The sequence below is a fragment of the Bacillus sp. HSf4 genome (assembly GCF_029537375.1).
GTDB classification, from domain to species: domain Bacteria; phylum Bacillota; class Bacilli; order Bacillales; family Bacillaceae; genus Bacillus; species Bacillus sonorensis_A.
In genome coordinates this window covers 3,691,207-3,702,560 of the sequence record NZ_CP120679.1, presented here as the reverse complement: position 1 = coordinate 3,702,560, position 11,354 = coordinate 3,691,207, and the positions used below count along the sequence as shown (strand labels likewise).

General features: G+C 46.9%; 11 protein-coding genes. 8 read left to right on the top strand and 3 right to left on the bottom strand.

The window, feature by feature from the left end; all coding sequences use genetic code 11:
- Positions 1-276: 276 nt before the first annotated feature.
- Positions 277-1,371 carry an NADH-dependent flavin oxidoreductase gene (locus P3X63_RS19195; protein WP_277691687.1) on the bottom strand — a complete coding sequence of 365 codons (1,095 nt, stop codon included), beginning with the start codon at positions 1,369-1,371 and terminating at the stop codon, positions 277-279.
- Between the two features lie 174 nt (positions 1,372-1,545).
- On the opposite strand from P3X63_RS19195, the gene P3X63_RS19190 reads away from it, so the two are divergent.
- Positions 1,546-1,881, top strand: coding sequence for a winged helix-turn-helix transcriptional regulator (locus P3X63_RS19190; protein WP_026588858.1), 336 nt, complete (start codon positions 1,546-1,548; stop codon positions 1,879-1,881).
- Between the two features lie 48 nt (positions 1,882-1,929).
- On the opposite strand, the gene P3X63_RS19185 is transcribed toward P3X63_RS19190, so the two are convergent.
- Complete coding sequence (locus P3X63_RS19185) at positions 1,930-2,454, bottom strand: NAD(P)H-dependent oxidoreductase (protein ID WP_026588857.1); 525 nt, start codon at positions 2,452-2,454, stop codon at positions 1,930-1,932.
- Between the two features lie 423 nt (positions 2,455-2,877).
- Positions 2,878-3,336 (bottom strand): HTH-type transcriptional regulator SlrR, encoded by a 459-nt coding sequence (slrR, locus tag P3X63_RS19180; protein WP_026588856.1) that lies wholly within the window; start codon positions 3,334-3,336, stop codon positions 2,878-2,880.
- A 236-nt stretch (positions 3,337-3,572) separates the two neighbouring features.
- Between slrR and P3X63_RS19175 the strand changes: the two genes are divergently transcribed.
- The 7 genes from P3X63_RS19175 (at position 3,573) to P3X63_RS19145 (ending at position 11,340) form a co-directional block, all read left to right on the top strand.
- Positions 3,573-4,316: a YveK family protein gene (locus tag P3X63_RS19175; protein WP_026588855.1), complete on the top strand. Its 744-nt coding sequence runs from the start codon at positions 3,573-3,575 to the stop codon at positions 4,314-4,316.
- Positions 4,306-4,998, top strand: a complete 693-nt coding sequence (locus P3X63_RS19170; protein WP_277691686.1) for a CpsD/CapB family tyrosine-protein kinase — start codon at positions 4,306-4,308, stop codon at positions 4,996-4,998. The genes P3X63_RS19175 and P3X63_RS19170 overlap by 11 nt, the downstream gene beginning before the upstream one ends.
- A 264-nt stretch (positions 4,999-5,262) precedes the next feature.
- Complete coding sequence (locus P3X63_RS19165) at positions 5,263-7,080, top strand: polysaccharide biosynthesis protein (protein WP_035428503.1); 1,818 nt, start codon at positions 5,263-5,265, stop codon at positions 7,078-7,080.
- A gap of 12 nt (positions 7,081-7,092) precedes the next feature.
- Complete coding sequence (locus P3X63_RS19160; RefSeq protein ID WP_277691685.1) at positions 7,093-8,241, top strand: glycosyltransferase family 4 protein; 1,149 nt, start codon at positions 7,093-7,095, stop codon at positions 8,239-8,241.
- Positions 8,238-9,080, top strand: coding sequence for a glycosyltransferase EpsE (gene epsE, locus P3X63_RS19155; RefSeq protein WP_277691684.1), 843 nt, complete (start codon positions 8,238-8,240; stop codon positions 9,078-9,080). Before P3X63_RS19160 ends, epsE begins: the two co-directional genes overlap by 4 nt.
- Positions 9,073-10,233, top strand: coding sequence for a glycosyltransferase family 1 protein (locus tag P3X63_RS19150; protein WP_277691683.1), 1,161 nt, complete (start codon positions 9,073-9,075; stop codon positions 10,231-10,233). The genes epsE and P3X63_RS19150 overlap by 8 nt, the downstream gene beginning before the upstream one ends.
- A gap of 3 nt (positions 10,234-10,236) precedes the next feature.
- A complete protein-coding gene (locus P3X63_RS19145) occupies positions 10,237-11,340 on the top strand; it encodes a biofilm exopolysaccharide biosynthesis protein EpsG (RefSeq protein WP_026588849.1) in 1,104 nt (367 codons plus the stop codon).
- The last annotated feature ends 14 nt before the right edge of the window (positions 11,341-11,354 follow it).

Genomic DNA, 11,354 nt, shown 5'->3' with positions numbered 1-11,354 from the left:
GATTGCAACCCTTAAAAGAGCAGAAAAAAGACCTAAAATGTGTAAGGTTATGCACGGCGAAAGATAGACTTTGCCCTCTACACATTTTAGGTCTTGCCTGATGAACAGTAACAATCCCGACGTTATTGAATTACCATCATTCTAATATACTCATGTCTAGGACTCAACTGGTCTAAGTTCCTCTTTTATCATCCATTTTTTTGCAAATGACATCAATTATAAGTGAAAAGACACCTTTTTTATATGAATCTATAGTCCATATAAGGGGGGAAATCGTCAATCGCTGAAATCAATATACATCGGTATAGTTTCCCAAAAGGCGTCTGGAATCACGAGCTTTCGCTGATCATGTCTTGACAGGGTTGTTTGAATATCGGCCTCTTTTCCGGCTTGGACTTTTTGAAGCCATTCCGGATCCATCAGAAGTCCCCGCCCGATTCCGACGAGATCGGCTCCTGTTTCGAGCGCTTGAAGGGCGTCTTCCGGTGTGTGTACTTGCCCGGCTCCGATCAGGGGGATGCGGTCCCCGGCGGCTTCCTTGATCAGTTCCATCCTTGTGCGGGATCTGTCTGCACCACGGCGCGGGAAGGACCGGAAATCAATGAGAGAAACGTGCAGGTAATCCAATGCTTGTTCCCGCAGTACATTGACGAAAGACAACGTTTCATCCATCGTGATTCCAGGTGTTTCCGGCTCTTCGGGCGAAAATTTGTAGCCGATGATAAAGGATGGTTTATGGCAGCTTTCCGCTACGCGTCTGATTTCTTCTATGATCTGAAGCGGAAACCTCATCCGTTTTTCTAAAGTGCCGCTCCAGCTGTCATTGCGCCGGTTGTAATAAGGGGAGAAGAACTGATGGATGAGAAACCCGTTTGCACCGTGAATTTCGACTCCGTCAAACCCGGCTTCGATCGCTCTTCGCGCCGCCTGGCCGAAAGAATGGATAAGGTCTTGAATTTCTTGGTCAGACAGCGCTCTTGGTACAGGTGCATTCGGTTGATTCGGAGCGACAGCGCTGGCGCTGACTGTTCGTTCTATACCTTTGGCTCCGGAATGGAACAGCTGCAGGATTGCTTTTGCTCCGTGTTTCTTTAAAGTGGCTGCAAGCCGGGTTAATCCTGGGATTTGCTCATCGTTCTCAGCTCCGGGGATGCCGGGAAATCCGGTTCCGGGCTGTACGGTTGTCGCAGATGTGATGACCATCCCGACTTCTATTGCCCGCGCGGCATAATAGACCAGTTCGTCATCAGAAATGAATCCTCCCGGCAATGAGGATGAATGCCCCATTGGCGGCATGATGATCCTGTTTTTCAATTGGATTCCGTTTTTAAAAGTAAACGGGTTGAATAAGGAAGCGTATTGTTTTTTCATGTTTTTTTCTCCTTTTTGATATAACAATAGCAACCACCGGGAGGCTCCACAAGAACGCAATTTTTTTATATATGCTTTATAAAAATAAACCGTAAGATCGTTCTCTTGAATGCTCTGGCGTCCATATGGTAGGATCAAGTCAAAATTGGCGAATGAGGCAATGGAGGAATTGCTATGTATTCAGCTGTCGACCATAAAAAATGCTCTTCTTTAATTCAGGATGTATTGAAAATTTTCTCTGGCAAATGGTCATTTTTGGTTCTCGCCGAACTCATTCAGGGCAAGCGGCGATTCAACGAGCTCAGAAGGAACTTGGGAAACGTCAACACGAAAGGATTAACTGACACATTAAGACATCTTGAAGAAAGCGGTATGATTTCCCGGAAGGTGTTCCCAACGGTTCCTATTACTGTTGAATATGCATTAACAGAAAAAGGTAAAGCGTTCCACAGCATCTTTAAAGAGATGGCCGCGTGGGGGGAAAAGTGGATGGATGAACGTGAACGATAGCCGAAAAAATAACGAAACCCGACTTTTCAGAGTCGGGTTTTTTTCGATCTAAAATGATTTCAAAAGATGATCTCTGTATGTTTTCGCGCTTTCGGCGAGCTCGCTTTCACCGGTTGAACCGGCTCCGTAAAACACGTACGGCGGAAGATAGGTTGCGCTGATAAAATTGCTTGTCGCCTGAAAAGGGCGTAACAGTTCGCTGATGGAGTAGTGGTTCGAACCTCCTGCCTGATAGGCTTCTTCAGGAGCCCCCGCGGAAATTGCGACCATGAATTCCTTGCCGCGAAGCGCAGTCCCGTTTGTTCCATAAGCCCAGCCGTAAAGCAGGACATGATCCAGCCATTTTTTTAATAACGGTGGTGAACTGTACCAATAAAGAGGAAATTGAAATACGATCCGGTCGTGTTCTTCACAGAGACGTTGTTCTTTTTCCACGTCGATCATCTCGTCTGGATATTCCTTGTACATATCGCGGAAAGTAACAACCGGTTCGTCTTGCAGCCCTTTCGCCAAGGCTTTGTTCACAATCGACTGTTCCATATCCGGATGAAACGCCATCACTAATACTTTCATCTATTCATCACCTGCTTTCCATTTTCTTCATTCTAATAGATTCACCGCAGTCGGCACAACAAAAAAGCATCGCCCTCTGTCAAAGGAATCGTCAGGTGACAAAGGTCACTTTATATCCGGCATTTGGCGCATTGAGCCGAAAGGGAGGAGCCTCTTGATCCGAGTTTCTTCCTTTATATATGAACATGAGCAAAAAGTCTTTAAGCACTGAGTGGTTAAAGACCGCCATCTGAGTAAATAAGACAAACATGTGAAAACGGAGCTAAAGACGTATGTCATTCGGTTGATGGGAACATTATATAAATATGACAATTCGGAATTTTTAGCAGATTTGATTTGGATTGACTGATTGCTGCGCCAACTAAAGCATCTGTATGAAGGGTTTAAAGTCAAAAGCTCTTAAACATGAATGAGTGCTGTAAACTAATGGTTTCTTGTCCTCATGAGGAAATTCTCAATCTCCTGAACGGTCAGTCCCATTTCTTTCGCTTCAAGCATAAGGGCTCTCCATTCGTCAATGTTGGCCTGTGTCAGCTCCCTGTTTCGGTAAAGGTGCCGCTCTTTCTTTTTTTGTTTGAGGCGGTGTGTAAATTGAAACAGTTCCTCCTGATTCATACCAGCTTGTACGGCCTGCACCAAATGGGTTCTCCACTCATCTTCATGCTCAGCCCGCCGGTAAAGGATGACTTCGGTATCGAACAGCTCCTTTAAATCAACTTTCAGCGCCCGGGAGATTTTTTTAAGAAATTCAACGGACGGGTTTCTGTGAACTCCGCGTTCAATTTTGCTTAAATACGATTTTGATACACCTGCTATATCCGCAAGCTGGTTGATGGAGTAGCCTTTTCTCTTACGGTACATTCGGATGACTTTCCCGATCATGCTCTTTCCTCCCCTTCCCCTAGCCATTCAGTTTAAAACGCTTACTTGTTCATTATAAGAAATTATTTGTTCTTTATAAAATTCAAAAATTTAAGATATCGACAGGAAACAAAAGAAAACGAACGAATTTGTTCTCTAAAGAGAACTATATAGCTAAATTCAGCATTTTTCAATTCAAATTTTTTCTTTTATAATCCAATCATTAACAAACGGCATTCCTGAGGAGGCAGTCAAGCATGAAGGAAAACATTAATTTTAGAGAACTGATTGCGATTATACGAAAAAGAACCGTTCTCATTCTTTTTTTGACAATATGTTCAACATTGACTTGCGGCATCTTTCAGTACTTTGTGCTGACCCCTGTCTATCAGGCATCAACACAGATTTTAGTCAATGAGAAAAAGGGAAGTGCCACTTTCAGCGATATTCAAATCAACCTGCAATACACGAGAACGTTTCAGGCGCTGCTGAAAAACCCGGTGATTCTCGAACAAGTTAAAAAAGAGCTTGATTTGCCGTATTCAGCGGCCAGCTTAAGCGAGAAAATTACAACGAGCACTGAAAGCGAGTCGGAGATTATCAATATTAGCGTTCAAGATGAAAGCCAGAAAAGGGCGGCCGGAATCGCGAACACTTTAACGGCCGTTCTCAAAAAAGAGATCAAAAACATCATGAACACCGACCGTGTCACTGTGCTGTCAAAGGCTGAAGTCGTCGATTCTCCGAGTCCTGTCAGGCCGAATTACAAATTGAATATGCTGCTGGCGTTCGGTGCCGCTTTGATGACCGGAATCGCCTTGGCATTCTTCCTTGATTTTATCGACGACACGGTAGCGCGCCCGTCTCAAGTGGAAAAAGAGGCCGGGTTCATCTATTTGGGAAGCATTGAACAAATGAAACACAAAAAAAGCCGGTTCCGCGGAGATCACGATTCGAACATCCGCGTGAAAACGGGAAGGAGTGAGCCGCTTGGCTATTAGAAAAAAACGCTCTCGCAAATATCAGTCGGTACTTGTTGCCCTGCATCAGCCGAATGCCCCGATTGTCGAACAGTACCGGACGATCCGAACGAATATTGAGTTTTCTTCTTTTGAAAAGCCGTTCAAATCATTGCTCATCACTTCCGGCCTTCCAGGAGAAGGAAAGTCGTTTTCCGCCTCAAACTTGGCGGTTGTGTTTTCACAGCAGGAGAAAAAAGTTCTTTTGATTGATGCGGATTTAAGAAAGCCGACGATTCATAAGATCTTTGAGCTTAACAACCAGTCGGGGATGACGAATATTCTGATGAAAAAAACGTGTCTTGAACATGTCGTTCAAGAAAGCCAGGCGGAAAATCTCCATGTGCTGACAAGCGGTCCGATTCCGCCGAATCCGTCAGAGCTTCTCTCGTCCCAGGCTATGGAAGAGCTGCTTACAGAAGCGTACAGCCGATATGATCTGGTCATCTTTGACTCACCTCCGCTTTTGCCGGTGGCTGACGCGCAAATTTTGGCGAATCAAGTGGATGGCAGCGTTCTTGTCATCCTGAGCGGAAAAACAAAGCTCGATAACGCAATTAAGTCGCGGGATGCGCTTCATTCTTCAAAAAGCGAGCTGCTTGGCGCCGTCTTAAACGGACGGAAAGTGAAAAAAGCCCGTCAATATAATTACGCAACAATGTAATACATGGAAAGCGGCGCTGCCGCTTTCAGGCGATGTCTCCTTGCCTTTATCAATGGAGGCACTCGGCCCTGTTGTGGGCAGTTTTTTGAAGCTGCCTTAGATGCAAGTCGTCGCTGGCGGGGCGTGAGGACGGGTTAAATGCCCATTTTTATTGTATGTACTTTCTTATTTTAGATCCTAAAAATCGCCCGTATCTTTTTAGCTTATGGGATTTTACCTTAAAAAGATCCCATAAGCTAGAAAGATACATTAGGAGGTAGGAAATTGACATATCGGAGAAGGCTTTCCATTATTACCGCACTCGATTCGTACTTGGTTTTGCTGTCTATTTTCATCGGGTATCAGCTGATTTTGCCATCATATGATTTGTATCCTTCGGAAATGCTGCTGATGACCTCGTTGATTCTGCTTGCCGCCCAGCACTTATTCGCCCATTGTTTTCATCTTTATAAAAAAGTGTGGGAGTATGCGAGCATTGGAGAATTGTACATTCTTTTAAAATCGATCACCCTTTCACACCTGGTGACAATCGCAATTGAGCTGCTGATATTCCAAACCGTCCCCGTGCGCCTTTTATGCTTAAGCTGGCTTTTCCAGTTGCTGTTGATCGGCGGTTCACGGATGATGTGGCGGATCATCAGGGAACAGGTGAACAAGGAAAGTAAAGGCTCCGCAAGGGCGCTCATCATCGGAGCAGGTTCAGCCGGAAGCTTGATCGCAAAACAGCTCTTGCAGAAACCGGAATTGAATATTAAGCCTGTCGCATTCATTGATGACGACAAAACAAAATACCGGCTTGAAATCATGGGTCTGCCCGTTTTGGGCGGAAAAGAGCAAATTGTTGAAGCCGTCCGGCGATGGAATATCGACAGAATCATCATTGCCATCCCCTCGTTAAGCGTCACACAGATGCAGGAGATGTATAAAGCCTGTGCGCAGACAGGTGTAAAAACGCAAGTCATGCCGAAAATCGACGAGATTTTGCTTGGCAGGCATCCTGTCGGTCAGCTGCGCGATGTCAGAGTGGAGGATCTCCTCGGAAGGGAGCCTGTTCAGCTTGACACGAGCGAAATTTCCAATACCGTCAAGGACCGTGTCGTAATGGTGACGGGCGCCGGAGGTTCGATCGGATCGGAAATTTGCCGGCAAATCAGCAAATTCAAGCCGAAATCGATCGTTTTGGTCGGTCATGGAGAAAACAGCATTCATTCGATATTGCTTGAGCTAAAAGAGAAATTCGGCCGAAATGTCAGTTATCATCCGGAAATTGCCGACATTCAGGACAGGGAAAAAATGTTTTTGCTGATGGAGCGCTATAAACCGAATGTCATTTACCATGCAGCTGCACACAAACATGTTCCGCTCATGGAACATTGTCCGAAAGAAGCGATCAAAAACAATATTCTGGGGACGAGAAATGTCGCCGAAGCCGCAGATGAAACCGGTGTGGAAACGTTTGTCCTCATCTCGTCGGACAAAGCGGTCAACCCCGCCAATATAATGGGGGCGACAAAACGGTTTGCGGAAATGCTGATTATGAATCTCGGCAAAACAAGCAAAACCAAGTTTGTCGCCGTCCGGTTCGGCAATGTGCTCGGCAGCAGGGGAAGCGTCATCCCGATCTTTAAAAAGCAAATCGCAAAAGGCGGTCCTGTCACCGTCACACACAAGGATATGACGAGGTATTTCATGACGATTCCCGAGGCCTCCAGGCTGGTGATTCAAGCGGGAGCGCTTGCCAAGGGAAGACAGATTTTTGTGCTCGACATGGGCGAGCCCGTGAAAATCGTCGACCTCGCCAAAAACCTGATACAGCTGTCAGGCTACACGACTGATCAAATCAAAATCGAATTTACCGGCATCCGCCCCGGCGAAAAAATGTATGAAGAACTGCTCAATCAAAATGAAGTGCTGGCTGAACAGGTATTTCCAAAAATCCATATCGGCAAGGCGGTTGATGTCGAATGGACGGTGTTGAAGGCCTTTATGGAAGAGTTTATGTATTTGCCTGACAACGAGCTGAGGGAGCGTTTGTTCAGCGCTATCGGACAGCATGAGAAAAAGCTGGTGACAGCGCACTAGGGGGACATGATCATGCCAAGAACGGTTTTGTTTTGCGCGACGGTTGACTACCACTTTAAAGCCTTTCACCTGCCATATTTAAAATGGTTTAAGGAACAGGGCTGGAACGTTCATGTAGCGGCAAAAGGGGAGATGACCCTTCCCTATGTCGACAAAAAATACGATATCGATATCAAGCGCTCTCCGCTTCAAGCGAGCAATTTGGCGGCCTATCGCGATCTCTCGCGGATCATAGATGAGAATGGCTACACTATCGTCCACTGCCACACGCCGATGGGAGGGGTGCTGGCCAGGCTTGCCGCCCGAAAGCAGAGAAAAACAGGAACAAAAGTGATCTATACGGCACATGGTTTTCATTTTTGCCAAGGTGCGCCTTTCAAAAATTGGCTGCTGTATTATCCGATTGAAAAAACGCTGTCTCGTTTGACCGATTGCCTGATAACGATCAATGAAGAAGATTTCCGCCTTGCGAAAGGTTTGTGTAAAACGATGCGCACGGAAAAAATCCACGGCATCGGAGTCGATACGAACCGGTTTCATCCTGTCGATGAAAAAGAAAAAATGCTGCTCAGAAGGAAACATGGATTCAATGAAGATGACTTTATCCTCATTTATCCGGCGGAGCTGAACACGAATAAAAATCAGGCGCTGCTCATCGAAACGGCAGCATGTTTAAAAGACAGGGCACCGAACCTGAAGCTCGTTTTTGCAGGCAAAGGGCAGATGGAAGAAATGTACCGCAATCTGGCGGAACAAAAAGGCGTCGCTTCCACCGTCATATTTGCGGGCTTTCAAAAGGAGATTCACGAATGGATTCAGCTTGCAGATGTATCTGTCGCATCAAGCATCAGGGAGGGCCTCGGCATGAATCTGCTCGAAGGAATGGCCGCTGGAAAACCAGCCGTTGCAGCGGATAACCGCGGGCACCGGGAAGTCATTCAGGAGAGTGTCAACGGTTTTCTGATTCCGCAAGGAGATGCCGGAACCTTCAGCGACAGAATCTTGCAGCTTTATCGTTTGCCTGCACTGCGAAAACAGATGGGTGAGGCGGGAAGAAGGACGGCCGCCGCATATTCGGAGCAGCGTACGCTCAAAGAGATGGCCGGCATTTATTCTTCCTTCATGGAAAACGAAGCAGCTGAAAGGAGGCAGAAAGGATGACGGACGGACAAAAGCCGAAAGTTTCTGTCATTATGGGAGTCTATAATTGTGAAGACATGCTTTCCGAAAGCATTGAGTCCATTTTGGACCAAACCTATAAAAATTGGGAACTGATTATTTGCGATGATGCTTCAACAGACCGGACTTATGAGATCGCGAGGACATACGCCGAGCATTACAGCGGTAAAATCAAACTGATCAGAAATGAGAAAAACAAGCGGCTGGCGTCGTCGTTAAACCATTGCCTCAAGTATGCGGAAGGAACATATATCGCGCGCCAGGACGGCGATGACATTTCTTTGCCGAGGCGATTTGAAAAACAGGTTGCGTTTTTAGAATCCCAGTCCCATTATCAGGTCGTCGGAAGCGGGATGATCGCTTTTGATGAAGAGGGTGTGAGAGGCGTCAGAATGATGCCGCCCTCTCCGGGACCAAGAATCATGGCGAAGGGGACCCCGTTTTGCCACGCGACGATCATGATGCGCACGGAAGCTTACCAGGCTCTTGAAGGATACCGTGTAGGCCGGCGAACAAGGAGAATGGAAGATATCGATCTTTGGCTCCGCTTTTTTGAAGCGGGCTTTCAGGGCTACAATCTTCAGGAAGCTTTGTACAAAGTAAGGGAAGACGAATCGGCGTTTAAAAGGAGAAAGCTCAGCTATTCCATCGATAATGCCTGTATTGTCTTGACGGCGTGCAGACGGCTGAAACTGCCGCTTTCGGACTATGTATATGTATTGAAACCGATCATCAGGGGGCTCATGCCACCTTTTGTCATGAACAAATATCATAAAAAAAGATTGATGAATGAAGGCGGAGGGGTCGTAAAACATGAGTGACGGAAGCGCGAGACCAAAAAGGGTGCTTCACATCGTCAGCGGAATGAACCGAGGCGGTGCGGAGACGATGATTATGAACATGTACCGCCATACAGACCGGCGCCATGTTCAATTTGATTTTATTTCCCACCGGGAGGAAACGTGTGACTATGATCCTGAGATCATCCGCCGCGGCGGCCGCGTCTATTATGTGCCGAGCATCGGCCAATCCGGTCTGATGTCCTATATCAAAAACGTCAGGGACATTTTAATAGAAAAAGGCCCGTATTCGGCCGTGCACGCCCACACGGATTTTCAGACGGGCTTCGCCGCTTTGGCGGCAAAGCTTGCCGGTGTTCCCGTCCGGATCTGCCATTCCCATAATACGGCCTGGAAGCCGAATCCCCGGCTGTGGGATACGGTTCAGCTTCACATATTCCGCCGCCTGATCCTCTCTTATTCTACGGCTCTATGCGCCTGCGGCCGTGATGCCGGCCGGTTTTTGTTCGGCGGAAAAAAGATGAGGAACAAAGCGGTTCATCTTTTGCAAAACGGGATTGACCTTGACCGTTTCAGAGAAACGAACAGCCTTGCAAAAGCGGAGATCAAAAGAAGATTCGGCATTCGGGAAAACACAATGGTCATCGGACATGTCGGCCGGTTTTTCGAGCAGAAAAACCACGCGTTTCTGCTTGATCTCACAGCACATTTGAAGAACTCGGGCATCTCCTTTCAAGCGGTTTTCGCGGGAGACGGCCCGCTGCGCCCGCAAATAGAAGAAAAAGCGGCCCGTCTCGGTTTGGAAGGCGATATTCATTTTCTCGGGGTTGTCGAAGACATTCCGGCGCTCATGCAGACGTTTGACGTTTTCGTCATGCCTTCTTTATTTGAAGGGCTGCCGCTCGTTCTCGTAGAAGCGCAGGCTTCAGGTCTTCCTTGCGTTGTGTCCGACAACATTACGGAGGAGACGGATTTGGGCCTCGGTTTGTTGCAGAGGGTGAGCCTTGAAACGGGTTTTGAGCGGTGGACGGAAGAAATCGTTCGCGCGGTGCAGACGGAAAAGCCGCGCTGGCCGGATATTCAGCACAGCTTGACGGAAAGAGGCTATGACGCGAAGGCCAACTTAATGAGACTGATGAATATCTATTCGATCCCCGCTCAAGAAGGACAGTAAATCATGGCTGTTTATATGTTGAATTTGGGGGTCGTTTTTATCTGGTCATGGTTTGCGAAAATGTACGGCAGAGAAGATCACAGACTCGCGACAGGCTATCGGCCGAATGCGATTCTTGCCATCATCCCGCTTATGTCATTGATCATTGTTGCCGGATTAAGATACAAGGTCGGGACGGATTACCAAACGTATATGCTGCTTTATGAATTGGCAGGCAAATACAAGAGCATAGGGGAGATCTTCGGATTCGGCGCCGCCAAAGCGTCGACAGATCCCGGATTTACAGCGCTTTTATGGATCTTGAATAAGATCACGGACGACCCGCAGATCATGTTTGTCACTGTGGGCGCGATCACCTACATTTTGATCGTCCGGACGCTTTATGTATACGCACGGCCGTTTGAACTGGGCATGTTTTTATTCATCGGCATGTTTTACTACTATGCCTCATTTAATGGCATCCGCCAGTATATGGTCGCAGCCGTTCTGTTTTGGGCGGTCAAATATCTGATCAGGGGAAACTGGCTCCGCTATACCATGATCGTGCTGATCTGCTCGCTCTTTCATTCTTCGGCATTGATCATGATTCCGGTCTATTTCATTGTCAGAAGAAAAGCGTGGTCGCCTGTTCTCGGCTGTCTGACTCTTCTGTTTTTGGCGGGGACTTTTTTATATCAAAAATTTCTTTCCGTATTCCTCGTCGTTCTGGAAAACAGCTCCTACGGACACTATGAAGAGTGGCTGATGAGAAACACAAACGGGATGAACGCGATTAAAATCATCGTTCTTCTTCTCCCGCTCGTGCTCGCTTTCATCTGCAGGGAGCAGCTGCGAAAGCACTGGCCTGAGATCGATTATATCGTCAACCTTTGTCTGATCGGATTATTGTTCGGGATTTTGGCGACAAAGGATGTCATTTTTGCGAGGTTCAACATTTACTTTGGCCTTTATCAGCTGATTCTCGTTCCATATTTTGTGCGGATTTTTGAGCCGAAATCGAATGCGCTTCTTTATGTTTTGATTTTGATCTGTTATTTCTTATACAGTTTTATGCTCATGCCGTTCGATTCTTCGGTGCTCCCGTACAGAACGATCTTTGAACGGTGAGCGATAGTAGATCA

Coding starts and splice junctions, on each gene's coding strand:
- P3X63_RS19175 (WP_026588855.1), top strand. CDS start 3,573: ATGAAGGAAAACATTAATTTTAGAGAACTGATTGCGATTATACGAAAA.
- P3X63_RS19145 (WP_026588849.1), top strand. CDS start 10,237: ATGGCTGTTTATATGTTGAATTTGGGGGTCGTTTTTATCTGGTCATGG.
- epsE (WP_277691684.1), top strand. CDS start 8,238: ATGACGGACGGACAAAAGCCGAAAGTTTCTGTCATTATGGGAGTCTAT.
- P3X63_RS19195 (WP_277691687.1), bottom strand. CDS start 1,371: ATGAAAAAACAATACGCTTCCTTATTCAACCCGTTTACTTTTAAAAAC.
- P3X63_RS19150 (WP_277691683.1), top strand. CDS start 9,073: ATGAGTGACGGAAGCGCGAGACCAAAAAGGGTGCTTCACATCGTCAGC.
- slrR (WP_026588856.1), bottom strand. CDS start 3,336: ATGATCGGGAAAGTCATCCGAATGTACCGTAAGAGAAAAGGCTACTCC.
- P3X63_RS19190 (WP_026588858.1), top strand. CDS start 1,546: ATGTATTCAGCTGTCGACCATAAAAAATGCTCTTCTTTAATTCAGGAT.
- P3X63_RS19185 (WP_026588857.1), bottom strand. CDS start 2,454: ATGAAAGTATTAGTGATGGCGTTTCATCCGGATATGGAACAGTCGATT.
- P3X63_RS19160 (WP_277691685.1), top strand. CDS start 7,093: ATGCCAAGAACGGTTTTGTTTTGCGCGACGGTTGACTACCACTTTAAA.